General features: G+C 72.7%; 21 protein-coding genes and 1 other RNA gene. 12 read left to right on the top strand and 10 right to left on the bottom strand.

The window, feature by feature from the left end:
* The first annotated feature begins 123 nt into the window (after nucleotides 1-123).
* From ACWGN5_RS15945 to ACWGN5_RS15935, 3 genes are all read left to right on the top strand, one after another.
* Nucleotides 124-702 carry a Uma2 family endonuclease gene (locus ACWGN5_RS15945; RefSeq protein ID WP_453515262.1) on the top strand — a complete coding sequence of 193 codons (579 nt, stop codon included), beginning with the start codon at nucleotides 124-126 and terminating at the stop codon, nucleotides 700-702.
* A 30-nt stretch (nucleotides 703-732) separates the two neighbouring features.
* Nucleotides 733-1,131: RNase P RNA component class A (gene rnpB / locus ACWGN5_RS15940), an RNA gene on the top strand.
* Nucleotides 1,132-1,400: 269 nt separating this feature from the next.
* On the top strand, nucleotides 1,401-1,565 hold the full coding sequence (locus tag ACWGN5_RS15935; protein WP_369143938.1) for a hypothetical protein: 165 nt from the start codon (nucleotides 1,401-1,403) through the stop codon (nucleotides 1,563-1,565).
* Between the two features lie 54 nt (nucleotides 1,566-1,619).
* On the opposite strand, the gene ACWGN5_RS15930 is transcribed toward ACWGN5_RS15935, so the two are convergent.
* Nucleotides 1,620-2,282, bottom strand: a complete 663-nt coding sequence (locus ACWGN5_RS15930; RefSeq protein WP_453515260.1) for a response regulator — start codon at nucleotides 2,280-2,282, stop codon at nucleotides 1,620-1,622.
* Nucleotides 2,273-3,409: a sensor histidine kinase gene (locus tag ACWGN5_RS15925; protein ID WP_453515258.1), complete on the bottom strand. Its 1,137-nt coding sequence runs from the start codon at nucleotides 3,407-3,409 to the stop codon at nucleotides 2,273-2,275. Before ACWGN5_RS15925 ends, ACWGN5_RS15930 begins: the two co-directional genes overlap by 10 nt.
* Before the next feature lie 156 nt (nucleotides 3,410-3,565).
* Here ACWGN5_RS15925 and ACWGN5_RS15920 point away from each other — a divergent pair, with 156 nt between their 5' ends.
* Complete coding sequence (locus ACWGN5_RS15920; RefSeq protein ID WP_453515257.1) at nucleotides 3,566-4,804, top strand: serine hydrolase domain-containing protein; 1,239 nt, start codon at nucleotides 3,566-3,568, stop codon at nucleotides 4,802-4,804.
* Between the two features lie 3 nt (nucleotides 4,805-4,807).
* Here the strand turns inward: ACWGN5_RS15920 and ACWGN5_RS15915 are convergent, their stop codons facing one another.
* The gene (locus tag ACWGN5_RS15915; protein ID WP_453515256.1) at nucleotides 4,808-5,305 is read right to left on the bottom strand and encodes a DUF1203 domain-containing protein; all 498 of its coding nucleotides are present in this window, start codon (nucleotides 5,303-5,305) and stop codon (nucleotides 4,808-4,810) included.
* Between the two features lie 138 nt (nucleotides 5,306-5,443).
* On the opposite strand from ACWGN5_RS15915, the gene ACWGN5_RS15910 reads away from it, so the two are divergent.
* The 3 genes from ACWGN5_RS15910 to ACWGN5_RS15900 all read left to right on the top strand — a co-directional run bounded on the left by ACWGN5_RS15910 (nucleotide 5,444) and on the right by ACWGN5_RS15900 (nucleotide 7,404).
* Nucleotides 5,444-5,905 carry a VOC family protein gene (locus tag ACWGN5_RS15910; protein WP_453515254.1) on the top strand — a complete coding sequence of 154 codons (462 nt, stop codon included), beginning with the start codon at nucleotides 5,444-5,446 and terminating at the stop codon, nucleotides 5,903-5,905.
* Nucleotides 5,906-5,991: 86 nt separating this feature from the next.
* Nucleotides 5,992-7,002 (top strand): excalibur calcium-binding domain-containing protein, encoded by a 1,011-nt coding sequence (locus tag ACWGN5_RS15905; RefSeq protein WP_453515253.1) that lies wholly within the window; start codon nucleotides 5,992-5,994, stop codon nucleotides 7,000-7,002.
* Nucleotides 7,003-7,080: 78 nt separating this feature from the next.
* A complete protein-coding gene (locus ACWGN5_RS15900) occupies nucleotides 7,081-7,404 on the top strand; it encodes a nuclear transport factor 2 family protein (protein ID WP_453515252.1) in 324 nt (107 codons plus the stop codon).
* Between the two features lie 21 nt (nucleotides 7,405-7,425).
* Here the strand turns inward: ACWGN5_RS15900 and ACWGN5_RS15895 are convergent, their stop codons facing one another.
* Nucleotides 7,426-8,202 carry an SDR family oxidoreductase gene (locus ACWGN5_RS15895; RefSeq protein WP_453515251.1) on the bottom strand — a complete coding sequence of 259 codons (777 nt, stop codon included), beginning with the start codon at nucleotides 8,200-8,202 and terminating at the stop codon, nucleotides 7,426-7,428.
* 102 nt (nucleotides 8,203-8,304) lie between these two features.
* Here ACWGN5_RS15895 and ACWGN5_RS15890 point away from each other — a divergent pair, with 102 nt between their 5' ends.
* The gene (locus ACWGN5_RS15890; protein WP_453515249.1) at nucleotides 8,305-9,933 is read left to right on the top strand and encodes an alkaline phosphatase D family protein; all 1,629 of its coding nucleotides are present in this window, start codon (nucleotides 8,305-8,307) and stop codon (nucleotides 9,931-9,933) included.
* Here the strand turns inward: ACWGN5_RS15890 and ACWGN5_RS15885 are convergent.
* Nucleotides 9,920-10,951: a Gfo/Idh/MocA family protein gene (locus tag ACWGN5_RS15885; RefSeq protein ID WP_453515247.1), complete on the bottom strand. Its 1,032-nt coding sequence runs from the start codon at nucleotides 10,949-10,951 to the stop codon at nucleotides 9,920-9,922. The two genes, ACWGN5_RS15890 and ACWGN5_RS15885, sit on opposite strands and share 14 nt — an antisense overlap.
* A 50-nt stretch (nucleotides 10,952-11,001) precedes the next feature.
* Here ACWGN5_RS15885 and ACWGN5_RS15880 point away from each other — a divergent pair, with 50 nt between their 5' ends.
* A complete protein-coding gene (locus ACWGN5_RS15880) occupies nucleotides 11,002-12,288 on the top strand; it encodes a Bcr/CflA family multidrug efflux MFS transporter (protein WP_453515411.1) in 1,287 nt (428 codons plus the stop codon).
* Nucleotides 12,289-12,297: 9 nt separating this feature from the next.
* Nucleotides 12,298-13,281, top strand: a complete 984-nt coding sequence (locus tag ACWGN5_RS15875; RefSeq protein ID WP_453515245.1) for a small ribosomal subunit Rsm22 family protein — start codon at nucleotides 12,298-12,300, stop codon at nucleotides 13,279-13,281.
* Here ACWGN5_RS15875 and ddaH read toward each other — a convergent pair.
* On the bottom strand, nucleotides 13,278-14,108 hold the full coding sequence (gene ddaH, locus ACWGN5_RS15870; protein ID WP_453515243.1) for a dimethylargininase: 831 nt from the start codon (nucleotides 14,106-14,108) through the stop codon (nucleotides 13,278-13,280). The genes ACWGN5_RS15875 and ddaH overlap by 4 nt on opposite strands.
* Nucleotides 14,109-14,262: 154 nt before the next feature.
* Between ddaH and ACWGN5_RS15865 the strand changes: the two genes are divergently transcribed.
* Both ACWGN5_RS15865 and ACWGN5_RS15860 read left to right on the top strand, forming a co-directional pair.
* Nucleotides 14,263-14,931 (top strand): TetR/AcrR family transcriptional regulator, encoded by a 669-nt coding sequence (locus tag ACWGN5_RS15865; RefSeq protein WP_453515241.1) that lies wholly within the window; start codon nucleotides 14,263-14,265, stop codon nucleotides 14,929-14,931.
* 114 nt (nucleotides 14,932-15,045) lie between these two features.
* Nucleotides 15,046-15,825, top strand: coding sequence for a bifunctional DNA primase/polymerase (locus tag ACWGN5_RS15860; RefSeq protein ID WP_453515239.1), 780 nt, complete (start codon nucleotides 15,046-15,048; stop codon nucleotides 15,823-15,825).
* A gap of 22 nt (nucleotides 15,826-15,847) precedes the next feature.
* Here ACWGN5_RS15860 and ACWGN5_RS15855 read toward each other — a convergent pair whose 3' ends face one another.
* The 4 genes from ACWGN5_RS15855 to efeO are packed head-to-tail and all read right to left on the bottom strand — an operon-like array spanning nucleotide 15,848 to nucleotide 20,167.
* A complete protein-coding gene (locus ACWGN5_RS15855; protein ID WP_453515237.1) occupies nucleotides 15,848-16,873 on the bottom strand; it encodes a hypothetical protein in 1,026 nt (341 codons plus the stop codon).
* A complete protein-coding gene (gene efeU, locus ACWGN5_RS15850) occupies nucleotides 16,842-17,711 on the bottom strand; it encodes an iron uptake transporter permease EfeU (protein WP_453515235.1) in 870 nt (289 codons plus the stop codon). Before efeU ends, ACWGN5_RS15855 begins: the two co-directional genes overlap by 32 nt.
* Before the next feature lie 18 nt (nucleotides 17,712-17,729).
* On the bottom strand, nucleotides 17,730-18,989 hold the full coding sequence (gene efeB, locus ACWGN5_RS15845; protein WP_453515233.1) for an iron uptake transporter deferrochelatase/peroxidase subunit: 1,260 nt from the start codon (nucleotides 18,987-18,989) through the stop codon (nucleotides 17,730-17,732).
* A gap of 20 nt (nucleotides 18,990-19,009) precedes the next feature.
* The gene (gene efeO / locus ACWGN5_RS15840) at nucleotides 19,010-20,167 is read right to left on the bottom strand and encodes an iron uptake system protein EfeO (protein ID WP_453515409.1); all 1,158 of its coding nucleotides are present in this window, start codon (nucleotides 20,165-20,167) and stop codon (nucleotides 19,010-19,012) included.
* Nucleotides 20,168-20,186 lie beyond the last annotated feature (19 nt).

Below are 20,186 nucleotides of genomic sequence, written 5' to 3'. Positions count from 1 at the left end.
AACCCTGACGCTGCGGCAGGGTCAAGCGGCCGCTTCGGGGGCCGCGGCCGATCATGTGCCACGATCGAGGGAACGACCCCGATCCCAGGGACGGCGGGTGCCTCGATGTCCGACGATCACGACATGACTGCCTTGCCGCACGCATCGCTCACGCAGGCGGACGTCCTGCTGGAGGGCTTCCTGGCGCTGAACGCGCCGGAGGGCTTCCGCGCGGAGCTGATCGAGGGGGAGATCGTCGTGACACCGCCGCCGGACGGGGACCACGAGAGGTGCATCAGCCGTGTCCTCGGACAGGTGATCAGGAAGTCGGTCACCGACATGGATGTGTCGGGGAGCAAGGGCCTGAAGACGGCGAGTGCCCTGGCGAGACCGAGGAACCACGTCATCCCCGACCTCACGTTCGCCCCCGCCGAGGCCGACCTCTTCGCGGGTGCCGAGCCCTGGATGCCGGGTGACGGCGTCGCGATGGTGCTGGAGGTCACCTCCAGCCGGCCGAACGCCGACCGCGAGGTCAAGCGTCGCTGCTACGCCGAAGGCGGCATCCCGCTCTACCTCCTGGTCGACCGGGACACGTCCACGGTGACGCTGTTCACCGACCCGGAGAACGGCGACTACCGAGAGCACCACGGCGTGCCCTTCGGCAAGCCCCTCCCCCTCCCCGCCCCCTTCGCCTTCGACCTGGAGACGGCCGACCTCCTCTGAATCGCCAGGTAGCATGGTCGGCACGGCAGACGAGCCGGGCGGACGGCCGCGTGGAGATCCTCGGATCTTCCCGAGGAACGTCCGGGCTCCACAGAGCAGGGTGGTGGCTAACGGCCACCCGGGGTGACCCGCGGGACAGTGCCACAGAAAACAGACCGCCGGGGACCTCGGTCCTCGGTAAGGGTGAAACGGTGGTGTAAGAGACCACCAGCGCCTGAGGTGACTCAGGCGGCTAGGTAAACCCCACTCGGAGCAAGGTCAAGAGGGGACACTCCGGTGTCCCTGCGCGGATGTTCGAGGGCTGCTCGCCCGAGTCCGCGGGTAGACCGCAGGAGGCCGGCGGCAACGCCGGTCCTAGATGGATGGCCGTCGCCCCGACGACCGCGAGGTCCCGGGGCACAGAACCCGGCGTACAGCCCGACTCGTCTGTCGGCCCACGTGAGAAGGGCCCCCGAACAGGCTTCCCGCCTGATCGGGGGCCCTTTCGCTTCCTTGAGGTCGAACGCGGCGCGAGCCTCACCTCCGAGGATGTCAGGACGCGAGCGGCCGAGCCGGATACACTCAAGTCGCCCGAAAATTCCTGTAGTTCGTGAAGAGAGATCGGCCCTGATAAGGCGATGCCGGTTCGACCGCCCATGCGTCGGGGGCCGGGGCGGTCATCTCGGCGCCTTCGCCGAACCCTCTCTGAAAGGAGCTACATGGAGCTGGCGGGATGGGTGACCGTGGGTACAGCCGCGGTCGTAGGGGGCTTCACTGTCGTGGGGCACCTCTTCGACCAGGTTCCCGCGCTCGCCCAGAAGATGATCACGGCGATTCGGTCCGTTCGCGCCGTGCGCGACGAAGTCAGGGCCAAGCGCGAGTGATCAAGGGTCCCGCTGGGGGAGCCCCGAGTCTCCAGCGGGACTGTCACGGACCCGTCAGCCGGGCTCCGGGCCGCCGCCGTGCCGGCGGAGCCAGGCCAGGACCGCGCGGACTCGGCGGTGGCCGCTGTCGCCGGTCGACAGGCCGAGCTTGAGGAAGACGCTGCCGATGTGTTTGTGGACGGCGTTGTCGGTGACGAAGAGCCGCTCGGCGATGCCCGCGTTGTCGTGGCCCTCGGCCATCAGTGCCAGGACCTCGCGCTCGCGGGGGGTGAGCGTCTCGACGGGATCGCCGCGGACGGCGAGGAGCTGGGCGATCACCTCCGGGTCCAGGGCCGTGCCGCCGGCCGCCACACGGCGCAGCGCCTCGGTGAACTCCGCGATGCGGCTCACCCGGTCCTTGAGGAGGTAGCCGATGCCGCCGCCGGCGTCGGAGAGGAGGCGGCCCGCGTACTCCTGCTCGACGTACTGGGACAGGACGAGGACGGGAAGTCCGGGACGGTCGCGGCGGGCCCGGAGGGCGGCGCGGATCCCCTCGTCGCGGAAGCCCGGCGGCAGCCGTACGTCGACGATGGTGACGTCCGGCCGGTGGGTCTCGACGGCGGCCAGGAAGCCGGGGGCGTCGGCCGCGATCGCGGCGACCTCGAAGCCCTGGGAGCCGAGGAGGAGTTCGAGGCCGGAGGCCAGCAGGACGTTGTCCTCGGCGATGACTACGCGCACGGCAGCTCCACGGTGACGACGGTCGGCCCGCCCGGCGGGCTGCTGATCCTCATGGTGCCGTCCAGGGCGGCGGCGCGGCGACGGATCCCGTCCAGGCCGCTGCCCCGCGACGCGTCCGCCCCGCCCGTCCCGTCGTCGGTGATCTCCGCGCACAGCAGCGTGCCGTCGCGGTTGACGTCGACGGAGGCCCTCGTGGCCCGGCTGTGCCGGGCGATGTTCGCCAGCGCCTCGGTGACGGCGAAGTACGCGACCGCCTCGACCGCGGCGGGGACCTCGCCCAGCTCGCCGACGCCGATGCGGGTCGGGACGCCGGCCCTGGTGCCCAGGGTGCCCAGCGCGCCCACGAGGCCCTGGTCGGCCAGGACCGGGGGGTAGATGGTGCGGATGACGGAGCGCAGCTCGGTCATGGCCTCCTCGGTCTCGGCCCGCGCCTGCCGTACGAGCGCGGCGGCCGCGTCCGGGTCCCCGGGGAGGGTCTCGCCGGCCACGGCGAGCCGCATGGCGATGGCCACGAGCCGGGCCTGGGTGCCGTCGTGCAAGTCCCGCTCGATCCTGCGGAGTTCCGCGCCGTGCGCGCGCAGGACGTCCGCCCGCGTCCGGGTGAGCTCGGTGACGCGCGCGGCCAGCCGCTCCGCCGGAGACGGCGCCAGGACCGCCAGGCAGCACCGCGCGTGCACCCGGGCGAGCGGCGGCAGGGCGAGCGCGGCGAACGCCGCGAGGAGCAGCAGCTGCACGAGATTGGCCGTCAGGGCGGGGACCCAGCCGTCGACACGGACGTCGAGCAGCAGCAGTCGTGGCGGGTCCGACGCGGGAAAGGCCCACCACCCCACGGCGACCACGAGGGTGAGGAGCAGATTGCCCAGGCACAGGAGGGCGACCGCGCCCGCGGGCAGACCGGTCGCCACCTGCACCACGAGCCACGCCAGATCGCGGCGGAGGGGCCGCGGGCCCGGCTCCACCGCTCGGCCGAGCAGCGCCCCGGCACGCCGGCGGTGGCGCTCCGCCCAGGCGGCCGCCGGCGACGGCAGGCACAGGAGGGGCGCCGCCACGAGCGTGACCGTCGCGGTCACCAGGGTGCCGAGCAGATAGCGCCCGGCGCGCCAGGTCCGCAGCCACCACGGGTCCACCGGTCCGCCTCCGTCTGTCGTACGGGACCGGGCTCGGCCCTCCGGAAGCGCCACCGTACGTGCCCGGCGCCCGGACGGCACTACAGCCTGCTGTAGGTCACAACCGGTCCTCCGCGGCAGCGACTTGGCCCTCGGCACCTCCCTAGCGTGACCGGCATGACATCCACCACCCCGGCCTCAGGGCCACAGAGCCACCCGTCCCCGAAGCGCCACCGCCGGACCGGCCGCAGGTGGCCGGCCGTCGCGGTGGCGGCGGCACTCGCCACCGCGGGCGTGGCCACGACCGTCCCGTCCTCGAACGGCGCACCCGCGACCTCCGCGCCCGGCTACCGGCAGGACGACCTGCGCCGGGACACCGAGGCGCTCCGCGCCCTGGGGATCACCGGCGTCCAGGCGCGGGTGACCACCGCCTCCGGGCGGGACCTGGTCGCCACCGCCGGCGTCGCCGAGGTGGGCACCAGGCGGCCGGTGCCCCGCGAGGGCTACTTCCGGATCGCCAGCACCGGCAAGGCGCTCATGGCCACCGTGGTCCTGCAGCTGGTCGACGAGGGCAGGCTGTCGCTGGACGACACGGTGGAGCGCCGGCTGCCCGGTGTGATCGCCGGGAACGGCAACGACGGACGGAGGATGACCGTGCGTCAGCTGCTGCAGAACACCAGCGGACTCCACGACGACCTGCCCGGCTTCGACACCCCCGAGCAGTACTACCGGCACCGCCACGACACGTACACCGCGGAGCAGATCGTCGCCCGGGCGATGAGGCACCGCCCGGACTTCGAGCCCGGCACCGGCTGGGGCTACTCCAACACCGGCTACGTCGTCCTCGGCATGATCGTCGACAGGGTCACCGGCCGCCCCTGGCGGGAGGAGGTCGAGAGCCGGATCCTGCGACCGCTCGGCCTGCGCCACACGTACCTCCCGGGCGCCGTGCCCACCCTGCGCCGCCCGCACGCCGCCGGCTACCAGGTCTTCACCTCCGGCGAGCGGATCGACGTCACCGAGCAGCTCGTCCCCGACCTCGGCGGCTACGTCTCCACCACGGCGGACGTCAACCGCTTCTTCCAGGGCCTCCTCGGCGGCGAGCTGCTGTCCGGGGCGCGCCTGGCCGAGATGAAGGACACCGTCCCGGTCCCCGAGGAGTTCGAGGTGTTCTGGCCCGGCGGACGCTACGGCCTCGGCCTGGTCGAACGTCCGCTGTCCTGCGGCGGCAGCTACTGGAGCCACGAAGGGGGCGAGGCCGGCTACATCACCCTCGACGGCGCCACCGGTGACGGCCGCCGCACCGTCACCGTCTCCCTGACCACCAGCTTCAACGACCTCGACAGGACCGTCCGGCAGCAGAAGGCGGCCAGTGCCCTCGTCGACCGCGCCCTGTGCGACACGGCCGCGAGGTAGGCGTCAGGGGCGCCGGACCTCGAAGTGGAAGCAGCCGTACTCGACGGCCCGGACGTGCACGAGGGCGACGGCCGGGTCGGCGAAGGCCTCGGCGAGGGCCTGGTCGAAGCCCTCGGCGGGGGTGTCGGGGAGCTCCAGGAGACGGCCGCCGACGATCCGGCCGGCCGCGTCGTAGCGGCGCAGGGTGCGGAGCGCGCCGGTACGGGAGAAGGGGTACGCCTCCGCGGGCGCGGGGCCACCGCAGTCCTCGGCGTGGACGAAGACGGGACCCTGCTCGTCGTACGCGCCGGGCTCGGCACCGGTGTCGGCGGCCCAGCGGCGCAGCGGCGCGTACGAGACGAGGGCGATCCGCTCGCCGGGCTCGGAGAGGCGCAGGCAGCAGCGGAGGGGATCGCCGCCGTCGGTGGCGGTGTACGGCACGCAGGCGCGGCCGGCGTCGTCGGTGACGCGCAGCCGGGCGAGGGCGGAGGGGGAGATGGGGCGGGCGAGGTAGGTGCTCATACCGACAGGGTCGTGGCAGGCGGCACCGTACCGCTGGCGCAATTCGGACGCGGTGTTCGGTGCGAGTGTTCGTCGGGCCGTTGTCAGTGGCCTCGGTTACGGTCGCTTCGCGAACCCGCTGCGAACGGAGCCGTACGAATGAGCCGTCATTTCCAGGTCACCTTCGACGCCCACGACCCCCGGGCCCTGTCCTCGTTCTGGCGCGACGCGCTCGGGTACGTCCACCCGGGGCCGCCCGGAGTGGAGTTGCCCGAGGGCGCCGACCCGCTGGCCGCCTGGGACGCGTTCCTCGCGCGGATCGGCGTACCGGAGGACCAGCGCAACACGCGGTCCGCCATCGAGGACCCGGACGGCGAGGGTCCGCGCGTGTTCTTCCAGCAGGTGCCCGAGGACAAGGTCGCCAAGAACCGCGTCCACCTCGACGTCCGGGCCGCTCCCGGGCTCCAGGGGGAGGAGCGGATGGCCGCGCTCGAAGCCGAGTGCGACCGGCTCGTGGGGCTCGGGGCGAAGCGGGTGCGCCGCTTCGAGCCCGCCCCGCCGATGGGCGCCGGCCACATCGTGATGACCGACCCCGAGGGCAACGAGTTCTGCCTCGACTGACCGGGGTCCACCCTGGGCGCGGGCGGTGAACGTGCAGGTCATACCCTGTGTGCCGCCGAGACGTCGTCAGGGAGGGGCAGGGTCGGGTGGGTGTGTCGCTGGGCAAGGGGCCGGTGCGGGAGGAGTCGCGGTGGCGGCGGCCCGGGGTCGTCGTCTTCTGTTTGGTCCTCCTGCCGCCCCTGGGCATCGTCCTTGCCTGGCGCAGCCGTTGGACGCCGGGGCGGAAGGTGCTCGCGACGGTGCTGTCCGCCGTCTGGTTCGTGGCCCTGGGCACGAGCGAGCCGCCGGCGGCCGGGCCGGCGGTGGCCGAGGCCGAGCCGCGGCCGAGCGGGTTCCCGTCGTTCACCCCGTACACCCCGCCCACTCCCACGCCGACGCCGATCGTGCGCCGGGTCGTCGCCGACTACGTCGGCCAGAACCTGGAGGCCGCGTCGCGGGCCGCGTACGAGGCGGGGTTCCGGGCGCGGTCGCACGACGCGACCGAGGACGACAAGACGCAGCTCGTCGACGGCAACTGGAAGGTCTGCTTCCAGGAGCCGGCGGCCGGGGAGACCGCCGCGGTCGAGGAAGGGCGGCGGATCGGCATCGAGTTCGCCGTCGTCGAGAAGTCCAGCCCCTGCCCGGCGCGGGACGGGGACGCGGTCGTCTTCCCCAAGGTGCCGAACGTCGTCGGGAAGACCTTCGAGGACGGCTCGGCGGTCCTCCGGAAGGCGGGCCTGACCGAGATCCGCGGCGCCAGTGTGTACACGGACGTCGACCTGGCGGCCCGTCACGACGACTGGCGCATCTGCTTCCAGGACCCGGAGGCGGGCGAGGACATCGAGCGGCCGGAGTACATGTCCGTACGACTCTCCCTCGCCCGGCCCGGCCTGTCCTGCCCCTCGGAGGACTACGCCCGGCTGAACCCCGACCCGGACCCGAACCGCCACGGAAGCGGAAGCGGAAGCGGTTCGGGAGGCTCCGACGGCGGCGCCGCCTACTACAAGAACTGCGACGCCGTCCGCGCCGCAGGCAAGGCCCCCCTCTACGCCGGCCGGCCCGGCTACCGCTCCGGCCTCGACCGCGACGGCGACGGCAAGGCCTGCGACTGGTCCTGACCGTTCCGGACCGCTGTCGGGGGGACCTCACGGCCGGGGCGCCCGGAGACGGGTGCCCCGCGGGTGTACGGGTGGGGCATGACGCTTCCCGTGAGTCAGCTCAGCAATCCGGTCGTGCGTGCCTTCGTCGCGGCCGTCAACGCCCATGACGAGGCGGCCATGGCCGACCTCCTCACCCCCGACGCGACCATGTCCGACGACGGTTCCGACCGCGAGCTGCGGCCGTGGCTCGACCGTGAGGTGTTCGCCTCGCGCGGGCACATGGACGTCCAGTCCGAGGCCGACGACGGGCTCGCGCTCGTCGCCGACTACCGCAACGACACCTGGGGCGAGATGCGCACCAAGTGGGCCTTCACCGTCGACGGCGGGAAGATCTCGCGGTTCGAGACCGGACAGGCCTGATCCCCCGGCCGGGGGTGCCCCTCACCCCCGGCCGATGTACGGCATCGCCGTCGCCATCACCGTCGCGAACTGCACGTTCGCCTCCAGCGGCAGGGCCGCCATGTGCACCACCGTCGCCGCCACGTCCGCCGCGTCCATCACCGGCTCCACCGCCAGCTCGCCGTTGGCCTGGAGGATGCCGGTCTGCATGCGGGCCGTCATCTCCGTCGCCGCGTTGCCGATGTCGATCTGGCCGCAGGCGATCCGGTACGGGCGTCCGTCCAGCGACAGGGACTTCGTCAGGCCCGTCATCGCGTGCTTCGTCGCCGTGTACGCGATCGAGTGCGGGCGCGGCACGTGCGCGGAGATCGAACCGTTGTTGATGATCCGGCCGCCCTGCGGGTCCTGCTCCTTCATGGCCCGGAACGCCGCCTGGGCGCACAGGAACGCGCCCGTCAGGTTGACGTCCACGACCGCCCGCCAGGTGTCCGGGGAGAGGTCCTCCACCGGGGTGCCGCCGCCCGCGAACGTACCCGCGTTGTTGAAGAGCAGGTCCACCCGGCCGTGGCGGGCCCGGACCGAGGCGAAGAGGGCGGTGACCTCGTCCTCCGAGGTCACGTCCGTCGGGACGACCAGGAAGTCGCCCGTCGGCAGGGCTGCCGCCGTCTCCTCCAGGGCCTCCGCCCTGCGGCCCGCCAGGGCCACCGACCAGCCGGCCGCCGCGAGGGCCAGCGCCACGCTCCGGCCGATGCCCGAACCGGCTCCCGTCACCACTGCGATGCTCATGGGCGCGCAGCGTACGCGAGACGCGTGCCCCATGAACTCATCCGTCCGACACGTGGATGTTCTGTACTCGACAATGAGAGGTCTTTCCCTCCCCTTCGAATGACGGACGGACAGCATCCGTCTGGGGAGGGGCACATGACCTACGCACGCCATTCCGAGGAACTCCGCGCCGCCGCACGCCACTTCGGGCGCCGACGTTTCCTGACCGTCACGGGCGCCGCCGCCGCGCTCGCCTTCGCCACCCAGCTCCCCGCGGCCGGCGCCGCGGCCGCCGCCGAACTCGACGCCCGGCGTGTCACGGAGGACCCGTTCACCCTGGGCGTCGCCTCGGGCGACCCGCTCCCGAGCTCCGTCCTCCTCTGGACGCGGCTCGCGCCCCGCCCCTTCGAGCCCGAGGGCGGACTGCCCGCCGAGAGGGTCTCCGTGCACTGGGAGCTCGCCCACGACGAGCGCTTCACCCGGATCGCCCGGCGCGGCCGCGCCACCGCGCACCCCGAGTTCCGGCACACCGTCCACGTCGAGGTCGAGCACCTCGACTCCGACCGGGTCTTCTTCTACCGCTTCCGGGTCGGAGAGTGGATCAGCCCGGTGGGGCGGACCCGCACGGCCCCGGCACCCGAAGCCCGCAACAGTGCGCTCAAGCTCGCCGCCGTCTCCTGCCAGGCCTACCACGACGGCTACTTCACGGCCTACGGCCACCTCGCCCAGGAGGACGTCGACGTCGTCTTCCACCTCGGCGACTACCTGTACGAGTACGCCGTCAACGCCACCGGCGGCGCCCGCGCCTACACCGACCGCCGGCTGCCCGACCTGTTCAACCGCGAGACCCTCACCCTGGAGGACTACCGGCTCCGCTACGCGCTCTACAAGTCGGACCCCGACCTGCGCGCCGCGCACGCCGCCCACCCCTTCGTCGTCACCTGGGACGACCACGAGACCGAGAACAACTACGCGGGCGACACCCCCGAGAACAACGTCCCGCCGGAGGAGTTCCTGCTCCGCCGCGCCGCCGCCTACCGCGCCTACTGGGAGCACCAGCCGCTGCGCCGCCCCCAGCTGCCCGAGGGCCCGGACATGAAGCTGTACCGGCGGCTGCGCTTCGGGCGGCTCGCCCAGTTCGACATCCTCGACACCCGCCAGTACCGCTCCGACCAGGCGTACGGGGACGGCTGGCAGGTCCCGGGGCCCGAGTCCGAGGACCCGGCGCGCACCCTGACCGGGGCCACGCAGGAACGCTGGCTGCTCGACGGGTGGAGCGCCTCCGACGCCCGCTGGAACGTGCTGCCGCAGCAGGTCGTGTTCGCCGAACGCCGCGACCGCTCCACCGCCGACTTCAAGCTCTCCATGGACTCCTGGGACGGCTACCCGGCCTCCCGGCAGCGGATCCTCGCCGGGGCGCAGGCCGCCGGCGTCGAGAACCTGATGGTGCTCACCGGTGACGTCCACGTCGGCTACGGACTCGACATCAAGGCCGACTTCCGCGACCCGGCCTCCCGGACCCTCGGCACCGAGATCGTCGCCACCTCGATCGCCAGCGGCAAGGACGGCGCCGACCGGCCCTCGAACTACGACAAGCTCATGCAGGCCAACCCGCACCTGCGGTTCTTCAACGGGCGGCGGGGCTATGTGACGGTCGCCCTCGGCGAGGAGAGCGCCCGCGCCGACTTCCGTACGGTGCCGTACGTGACCCGGCCGGGCGCCCCCGTCACCACCGCCGCCTCCTACGTCACGGAGGCGGGCGACCCGGGCCTCAAGCCCGCGTAGCCGCGAGCTCGGAGGGATAGCGGACGCCGACGCGGTCCCGTACCGCGTCGAGCGTCCGCATCACCGCGAGCGAACCGTCCAGGGGGACGAGCGGGGACTCCGTCTCGCCCGCCCGCAGGCAGCGCATCACCTCGGCGGCCTCGTGCCGGAGGGAGTGCGGGTCGTCCGCCGACACGAACTCCTCCGGCTCGTGGCCGTTGCGGCGCAGGGTGAACCGCTCGGGGTAGAAGAAGCCGTGCGGGACGTCGATCCGGCCCTCCGTGCCCGTCACCGAGGCCGTCAGCGGCGTGTCCGCCTCCAGGGAGCAGGACAGCAGCGCCGAGGCGCCCGAGTCCCAGCCCAGCAGCATGCCCGTGTTCAGGTCGACGCCCTCGGGCGAGAGCCGCGCGTGCGCGTGGACCGCGGACGGCTCGCCGAGCAGCAGGTGCGCGAACGACACGGGGTACACGCCCAGGTCGAGCAGCGCCCCGCCGCCCACCGCCGGGTCCCGCAGCCGGTGGCCGGGGTCGAAGGGGCCCGCGAGCCCGAAGTCCGCCTGGACCGTGCGGACCTCGCCGATCGCCCCGCCGCGGACCAGTTCCGCGATCCGCCGGATCAGCGGGTTGCAGTACATCCACATCGCCTCCATGAGGAAGAGGCCGCGGTCCCGGGCGAGATCCACCAACTCCTCCGCCTCGCGGGCGTTGAGTGTGAGAGCCTTCTCGCAGAGCACCGCCTTGCCCGCCTCCAGGGCGAGGCCCGCGGCCGCGCGGTGCGCGTGATGCGGAGTCGCCACGTACACCACGTCGACGGACTCGTCGGCGAAGAGCCCGGCCCACTCCCCGTACGCCCGCGGAATCCCGAACCGGTCCGCGAAGGCCTTCGCCGACGCCTCCGTACGGGACGCCACCGCGACCACCTCGGCGCCGTCGAGCGCCTTCAGGTCCGTGGTGAACCGTTCCGCTATCCCGCCGGTCGCCAGGATTCCCCAGCGCACTGTCCTGTTCGCGTCCATCTCCACCCCACAGGTCTCGACCATGCCGGTCGAGCTGAGAGCATAAGTATGGATTCAACGAAATGGAGCAGTCGATGCCGGAGAGCGGCCAGAAAACAACACAGGGACACATAACCGAACCCGCCCCGGTCGTCACCGCCGCCCGGCGGACGGGGCTCCTCGTCACCCTCGTCCTGGGCGGACTCACCGCCCTCCCCCCGCTCTCCATGGACATGTACCTCCCGGCCCTCCCGGAGGTCACCGGCGCGCTGCGGGCCCCCGCCGCCACCGTCCAGCTCACCCTCACCGCCTGCCTCGCCGGCATGGCCCTCGGCCAGCTCGTCGTCGGCCCCATGAGCGACAAGTGGGGCCGCCGCCGCCCGCTGCTCATCGGCATGCTCGTGTACGTCCTCGCCACCGCCGTCTGCGCCCTCGCGCCCAGCGCCGAACTCCTCATCGGCTTCCGGCTGCTCCAGGGCCTCGCCGGCGCCGCCGGCATCGTCATCGCCCGCGCCGTCGTCCGCGACCTCTACGACGGCGTCGACATGGCCCGATTCTTCTCCACCCTGATGCTGATCTCCGGCGTCGCCCCGATCATCGCCCCCCTCATCGGCGGCCAGATCCTCCGGCTCACCGACTGGCGCGGCGTCTTCCACGTCCTCACCGCGATCGGCGTCCTGCTCACCGTCGTCGTCTGGCGCTTCCTCCATGAGACGCTGCCCCCGGAGCGGCGGCACGAGGGCGGCGTCGGGCAGGCGCTGCGCACCATGCGGGGGCTCCTCGCCGACCGGGTCTTCACCGGCTACATGCTGACCGGCGGACTCGCCTTCGCCGCCCTCTTCGCCTACATCTCGGCCTCGCCGTTCGTCATCCAGGAGATCTACGGCGCCTCCCCGCAGACCTTCAGCCTGCTCTTCGGCCTCAACTCGGTCGGGCTCGTCGCCGTCGGCCAGATCAACGGCAAGCTCCTCGTCGGCCGCGTCAGCCTCGACAAGGCCCTCGGCTTCGGCCTCGGCACCATCCTGCTCGCCGGCCTCGCGCTCACCCTCATGACCAGCGGAGTCTTCGGCGAGGTCGGCCTCGTCCCGATCGCCGCCGGACTCTTCGTCCTGATGTCCGCGATGGGCCTGGCCATGCCCAACACCAACGCCCAGGCCCTCATGCGCACCCCGCACGCCGCCGGATCCGCCTCCGCCCTCCTCGGCACCTCCTCCTTCCTCGTCGGAGCCGTCGCCTCCCCGCTCGTCGGCATCGCCGGCGAGCACACCGCCGTCCCCATGGCGGTCGTCCAGCTGGGCTGCGCCGTCCTCGCCCTCGCCTGCTTCCTGGGCCTGTGCCGCCCCTGGCGCACGACGGAGCCGCGGGCCGGCGCGCCCGCCTAGACTGACTCGGTGAACGCCTCTCCCGCCTCCGCCGACTCCCTGCGCGCCGCCCTCGCCGCGCTCCTCGACGGGCTGCCGCCCAACCGGGCGGCGCAGGCCGTCGAGCGGCTGATCGCCAACTACCGGGGCACCACCCCGACCGACGCCCCCGTGCTGCGCGACCGCTCCGACGTCGCCGCGTACGCCGCGTACCGGATGCCGGCGACCTTCGAGGCGGTAAGGGGCGCACTCGACGCCCTCCGGGCGGCCGCGCCCGACTGGGAGCCGCGCACCCACACCGACGTCGGCGGCGGCACGGGCGCGGCGAGCTGGGCCGTCGCCGAGGCCTGGGAGGAGCAGCCGCCCCGCACCACCGTCCTGGACTGGGCGGAACCCGCCCTCGCGCTCGGCCGCGAACTGGCCGCCGGGATCTTCGAGGCCGAGTGGCGGCGCGAGCGGATCGGCGCCGCGCTGAGCCTGCCCGCATCCGACCTCGTCACCGTCTCGTACGTCCTCAAGGAGCTGACCGAGGCCGACCGGACGGCGCTCGTCACCGAGGCGGCCCGCGCCGCGCAGGCCGTCGTGATCGTCGAGCCCGGCACCCCCGACGGCTACGAGCGGATCATCGCGGCCCGCACCCTGCTGATCGACGCCGGCTTCACCGTCGCCGCGCCCTGCCCGCACAGCGGGGCCTGCCCGATCGTGCCCGGCACGGACTGGTGCCACTTCTCCGCCCGGGTCAGCCGGTCCTCGCTGCACCGGAAGGTGAAGGGCGGTTCGCTGCCGTACGAGGACGAGAAGTACGCGTACGTGGCCGCCGTCCGGTTCCCGGTGACCCCGACGCCCTCCCGCATCATCCGCAGGCCGCAGATCCGCAAGGGCCAGGTCCTCCTGGAGCTCTGCGGGTCCGAGGGCCTCGGCCGCGACACCGTCACCAAGCGTCACGGGCCCCTGTACAAGCAGGCCCGTGACGCGGAGTGGGGCGACTCCTGGCCGCCGGAGGAGGACGCCTAGGCCCTGAGCTCCTGGGTGCAGCACTTCACGCTGCCGCCGCCCTTGAGGAGTTCGCCCAGGTCCATGCCGACCGGTTCGAAGCCGCGGGCGCGCAGCGGGCCGAAGAGGCCCACGGCCGCCTGCGGGAGCAGGACGTGCAGGCCGTCGCTGACCGCGTTGAGGCCGAGGGCCGCCGCGTCCTCGCCGGTCGCGATCAGGGCGTCGGGGAAGAGCCGGGCGAGGACCGCGCGGCTGCCGGGGGAGAAGGCGTCCGGGTAGTACATGACCTCGTCCCGGGCGTCGTCCAGGACGCACAGCGCCGTGTCCAGGTGGTAGTAGCGCGGGTCCACCAGCTCCAGGCCGATCACCGGGCGGCCGAAGAACTCCTGGGCCTCGTCGTGGGAGAGCGGGCTGGAGCGGAAGCCGCGGCCGGCGAGGATCCAGGAGGCGGTGACGGCGAAGTCGCCCTCGCCCTCGTTCACGTGCTCCGGGGCCCGCACGGCGTCGTCCGCCCAACCGTTCCTGCGGAACCAGGACAGATGGGCGTCGGCCTCGGCCGCGCGCTCCCGGTGGGCGAACTTCGCGCCCAGGACCCGGCCGTCGACGACCGTCGCGCCGTTCGCCGCGAAGACCATGTCCGGCAGCGCCGGGTCGGGCCGCAGCAGCTCCACGGTGTGGCCGAGCGAGCGGTAGCGGTCGCGCAGGTCCTCCCACTGGGCGAGGGCGAGCGGCAGGTCGACCGGTTTCGTGGGGTCCATCCAGGGGTTGATGGAGTACGTCACCGTGAAGTGCGTGGGTGGGCACATCAGATAACGGCGGGGCGAGGACGTGCGCGGAGTGGTGCGCAAGGAGGCCTCCTCACGGAGAACGGTCGGTGATCGGTTGACGATCGGAGGACCCCATGGTCCGCTTTCGACGGCCTTCGCGCTGTGGACCGTTCGGGTGGTTCGGGACCGTTCGAGTAGCGAGACGTCTCGTCTCGTACGCTGCTAGATTGAGGCCATGTCCGACCCCACGCCCGCTTCCCAGCCCGCTCCGGCCTCCGCGTCCCGGCCCGCCAAGGCCGCCCCCGACGCCTCCCGCCGCAGCGAGCGCTCCCGCCGCGCCATCTTCGACGCCGCCCTCACCCTCGTCTCCGAGACCGGCTACGCGAAGACCACCATCGAGGGCATCGCCGCCCGCGCCGGCGTCGGCAAGCAGACCATCTACCGCTGGTGGCCCTCCAAGGCGGCCGTCCTCCTCGACGCCTTCCTCGACCTCGCCGCCCGCGCCAATGAAGCCCTGGGTGGAGACGCCGACAGTGAGATCCCCGACACCGGAGACCTCGCCGCCGACCTCAAGTACGTCCTGCGCGCCACCGTCGACGAGATGACCGACCCCGCCTTCGACGGCCCCACCCGCGCCCTCGCCGCCGAGGGCGTCGTCGACCCCGAGCTCGGCGCCCGCTTCACCGAGGCCCTCCTCGAACCCCAGCTCCAGTACTACGTCCGCCGCATCGAGGCCGCCCAGGCCAAGGGCGACATCGACCCCGGCGTCGACCCCCGCGTCGCCGTCGAACTCCTCGTCGGCCCCCTCCACCACCGCTGGATCCACCGCACCCTGCCGCTCACCCACGCCTACGCCGACACCCTCGTCGATCTCGCCCTGCGCGGCCTCGCCCCCCGCGCCTGACCCCGCTCCCGCCCGCTGTGACCACCCCCGGTTCCGCACTCCGGTCACCCGGGGCGCAGGATGGTGGGACCATGGGCAGAGCCGAACGGGCGAGCATGAGGTGTGAGGGGATAGATGGGCGACGGCATCGGCCGCTACCGCGGCACGGAGAGCAAACTCGCACAGTGGCTGCGCAGGCGCCCCAAACGCACCGCGGCCGACGACGAGAACGACCGCGAGAAGGCGCTCCTGGCCACCGCCGCCGCCGGGCTGCCCCTGGCCCCCGCCGCGTACCCCGTCGGCTACAGCTGTTCCTGTGAGCGGATCGGCTGCCCCACCCCCGCCCGGCACCCCGTCTCCTTCGCCTGGCAGACCCAGTCGACCACCGACCGCGGCCAGATCGAGCGCTGGGCGCGCAACGAGCCCGAGGCGAACTTCATCACCGCCACCGGCATGGTCCACGACGTCCTCGACGTCCCCCTCGCCGCCGGCCGCGCCGCCCTGGAGCGGCTCCTCGCCGAGGGCGTCGAGGTCGGGCCCGTCGCCGAGTCCGCCGACGTCGACACGGTCGGCGGACGGATGCTCTTCTTCACCGCCACCCGCGGCACCCCCGAGGACGAGGACGAGTGGTGGCCGTGCGAGCTGGACTGCCACCCCGAGACCATGGACGAGCACCCGGGGCTGCGCTGGCACTGCCGCGGCAGCTACGTCCTCGTCCCGCCGGCCCGGCTCCCCGGTGACGAGGACGCCCACCCGGTCGTCGCCTGGCTCCGCGGCCCCGAACACCCGCTGCCCGACCCGCTGAACCTCCTGGAGGCCCTCCAGGACGCCTGCGCACGCCACGCGGCCGAGCGCGAGGCGGACGGGGACGGGGAGCACCGGGCCCACGAGATCGCCTGGCCGCTGACGCGCTGAGCCCGGCGCGCCCGGCGGAGGGCTACGAGCCCTCCGCGCCCACCACGCCCTGGAGCCGGCCCGCGATCCTGACCCCGTCGCGGTCCGTGCCCGCCGGCTTCACCAGGACCACCTGGCTGGACACCCACTCCCGGGTGACCGTGTTCTTGATCTCGCCGGTCAGCAGCGCCTTCGTGTCGGCGCCGACCTTCGGCCGGTAGCCCTTCGCGGTCGTCTGCCGCTCGAAGTAACGGGTCGCGAAGAAGACGAGCGCGCCGCCGTCCCGGGTCCGCAGCGCGAGCGGCGAAAAGTCCCCCCGGTCCGCGACCTGGTCGATGTACTGGGTGGCGATGCCCGGCCGCTTGGCGGCCTTCTGCCGCTCCGCCCGCCACTCCGTGGTGTGCACGCCCGGCGCGAACGGCCCCGGCCGCCCGTCCTTCAGATACGCCACGTACTTCTCGCCGAGCTCCCCGGGCGCGACCGCGAGCGCGTCGCTGTCCGCGGCGACCGGCACCGCGTACCCCTCCTCCTCGGCGAACGCGGGGACGTCGCCCCGGGGGAGGATCGCGAGGTAGGCGGCCTCCCACAGCTGCTCGGGCCCGTTGCGCACGAAGACGAGGAGCCAGCGGTCGTCGCCGGAGCCCCGGTTGGACGCGGTGTCCGCGACGAACCAGCGCGGCCAGCCCGCCTTGCGGGGCAGCACGAAGCGCGCGTCCGTCAGGGCGAGGGGCTTGTGGTCCGGGTTGCCGCCGGGCGTGTTGATCGAGCGCGCGCGCAGGCCCGCCTGGTTGATCGCCCCGAGCGGACCGGTGACCCGGCCCGCGTCCAGGGCCGGGTCATAGGCCTTGTCGGCCTTGTTGTAGGCGGTGGTGAAGTCCGTGAGGGCCTGCGCGGCCTCGGTCTTCGTCGCCGGCGGCAGCAGCGCCAGCTCACCGTGCACGGTCACGCAGCCGCTCGCCGTCAGCGACAGGACCGTCGCCGCCGCCGTCGCCGCGAGGAACCTCGCCGGCCGGTGGTACCCGGAGGGCGACCACCGCTCAAGCGCTCGCCTCAGCCTCAGCCTTCTCATCGGTCGCCTTCTGCTTCTTCACCCGCACGGACGGACCCGACCCTATCGGGGCGAGGAAGAGCGCGAACGTCGGGATCAGATACAGCGCCCACACCGTGACCTGAAGGACCGTCGGATCCGGCTGGAAGTTGAAGACGCCCTTGAGGAGCGTGCCGTACCAGCTGTCCGGCGGGATCGTCGCGGAGATGTCGAAGGCCTTGTCCGCGAGGCCGCCGAGGAAGCGGGCCTCCTGGAGGTCGTGCACGCCGTACGCGAGCACGCCCGCCGCCACCACGACCAGCATCCCGCCGGTCCAGGTGAAGAACTTCGCCAGGTTGATCTTCAGCGCGCCCCGGTAGAACAGCCAGCCGAGCAGGATCGCCGTGAGCAGGCCGAGGAGGACCCCGGTCAGCGGCGCGTACGTGCCGTCGGAGGAGGCCCGGACCGACGCCCACACGAACAGCGCCGTCTCCAGGCCCTCGCGGCCCACCGCCAGGAACGCGGTGGCGACCAGGGCGCCGGTGCCCATCTGGAGGGCCGCGTCCAGCTTGCCGTGCAGCTCCGCCTTCAGATGACGGGCCGTCCGACGCATCCAGAAGACCATCCAGGTCACCAGACCCACGGCGAGGATCGACAGCGAGCCGCCGAGCGCCTCCTGCGCCTCGAAGGTCAGCTCCTGGGAGCCGAACTCCAGGCCCGCGCCGAAGGCGAGGGCCACGCCGACGGCCACGCCGATGCCGATCCAGATCGGCTTCAGCGCGTCACGGCGCCCGGTCTTCACCAGGTACGCGATGAGGATGCAGACGACCAGACTGGCTTCGAGGCCCTCGCGCAGGCCGATCAGATAGTTTCCGAACACGTCGGTTCTCCTCCTCGGTTACGCGAACAGCGCCCGGCCCCACCAGTCGTCCTTGTCGCGGACGCCCGGCGGGACGGCGAAGAGCGCCGAACCCACGTGCTGGATGTACTCGTTGAGGACGTCGGACGCCAGCGAGGTCTGCACCGGGATGAAGCCGGTACGGACGTCCTTCTGGTACGCCAGGAAGAACAGGCCCGTCTCCAGCCGGCCGAGGCCGTCCGTGCCGTCCGTGAAGGAGTAGCCGCGGCGCAGCAGCGTCGCCCCGTTGTTGCTGTCCGGGTGGGCGAGCCGGACGTGCGCGTCCGGCTTCATCGCCTTCAGGAACGGCTCGTCGTGCTCCTTGGCCTTGCCGACCGGGGCGCCTACCTTCTTGTCCCGGCCGAAGATGTCCTCCTGCTCGGCGAGCGGAGTGCGGTCCCAGATCTCGACGTTCATGCGGATGCGGCGGGCCACGAGGTACGAGCCGCCGTCCATCCAGGCCGCGCCGCCCTCGGCGTCCTTGCCGGAGACCCACACGTGCTTCGCGAGCCGCGCGGTGTCGGTGCCCGCGATGTTGCGGGTGCCGTCCTTGAAGCCGAAGAGGTTGCGCGGGGTCTGGGCGTCGGGGGTCGTCGAGGACGTCTTGCCGAAGCCCAGCTGCGACCAGCGCACCGCGACCTTGCCGAAGCCGATCCGGGCGAGGTTGCGGATGGCGTGCACGGCGACCTGCGGGTCGTCCGCGCAGGCCTGCACGCAGATGTCGCCGCCGCTGCGCGCCGGGTCCAGGTTGTCGCCGGCGAACTTGGGCAGGTCCACCAGGGCCCCGGGCCGCTTGTCCTTCAGCCCGAAGCGCCCGTCGAAGAGCGAGGGGCCGAAGCCGATCGTGAGGGTGAGGCGGGAGGGCTTGAGGCCGAGGGCCTCGCCCGTGTCGTCCGGCGGGGCCTCCGGCAGGCCGCCGTAGGCACCCTCGCCGACCTCCGCGCCGGCCGTCATGCGCTCGGCGGCCCGCGTCCAGTCCTTGAGGAGCTGGATCAGTTCGTCGCGGTCCTCCGTCTTCACGTCGAAGGACGCGAAGTGGAGCCGGTCCTGCACGGCGGTGGCGATGCCGGCCTGGTGCGGGCCGTGGAAGGGCACGGCCCCGCCGGTCTCGGCGACCGGGACCGCGGTGTCGCCGCCCTGGGTCAGCGCGACGGCGCCGCCGGCCGCGGCGGCACCGAGCGCGAGCCCGGCACCGCCCCAGCCGATGACCGTACGGCGGGAGGGCGCGGGGCCCTGCTCCTCAATGGTGTTCTCGGACATCGGACGGAGCTCCCTTCCGGTTACTTGACGACCGCGGCGGCGAGCTTCGAGAGCGGCTCGCCCAGCGCGTTGACGCCGTCGGAGAGCTCCTTGCGCTCGGTCTTGCCGACCTTGTCGTAGGAGGTGAAGACGTAGGCGTTCTTGTCCGTGCGGTACTTGTCGAGCAGCGTGTTCAGCGCGGCGAACTGCTTGTCGAGTTCGGCGACGAGCTTCGGGTCGTTCTTCGCGGCGACCGGCTTGAGCAGCTCGAAGGACTTCTGCGCGCCCTCGACGTTCGCCTTGAAGTCGACGAGGTCGGTGTGGGAGTAGCGCTCCTCCTCGCCGGTGACCTTGCCGCTGGCGACCTCGTCCAGGAGCTCCTTGGCGCCGTTGGCCATGGAGGTCGGGGTGATCTCGGCCTTGCCGACCCGCTTCACCCAGTCCGCGAGGTCCTTGTCGAGGAGGTCGGCGAGCTGCTTCTCGCGGTCGCCGATCTTCTTGTCCTGCCAGAGCGCCTTCTCCAGGCGGTGCCAGCCGGTCCAGTCCTTCGCCGGGTCCTGGCCGTCCTCCAGGCCGTCCTCGCGGACGTCGACCTTGGGGTCGATGTCGCCGAAGGACTCGGCGACCGGCTCGGTGCGCTCCCAGCCGATGCGGGAGTCGGCGTAGGCCTTCTTCGCGGCCTCGATGTCACCGGCGCGGACGGCGTCGGTGAAGACCTTCACCTTGGGGAGGGTCTCGTCGGCCTGCGCCTGGACGTACTGGCGGTAGGCGGCGACGGCCGCGTCCATCTCGGGGGAGCGCTTGGCGGTGGCGGCGCCCTTGCCGGTCGCCTTGACCTGCTGGCGGATGCCGTCGCCCTTCATGCCGGGCTTGCAGGCGATGGCGTAGTCGCCGGCCTTGATCTCGGCGGTGATGGTGGCCTTGGTGCCGGGGCCGATGTTCTCGCGCTCGGTGACGATCCGGTCGTCCGGGAAGAGGACGTAGACCTCGGTGACCTTGGAGCCGCGGTTCTCGACGGCCAGCTTCACGTGCCCGGCCGGGAACTCCTTCTTCGAGACCTCGCAGGAGTCGTCCTTGGCGACGACGGTGATCGCGCCGTCCTCGGCCTTGGAGTCGCTTTTCTCGGCGCAGCCCGTGACGGCGGTCAGAGCGGCCGCGGTCGCGGCGGCGGTGACGACGGAGAAGCGGACGGCTCGCATGGGGACTCCAGGAACGAGG

The sequence above is a fragment of the Streptomyces sp. NPDC055815 genome, assembly GCF_053616475.1.
Note: the sequence above shows the minus strand (reverse complement) of the source record. Positions and strands in the feature narration are given on the sequence as shown.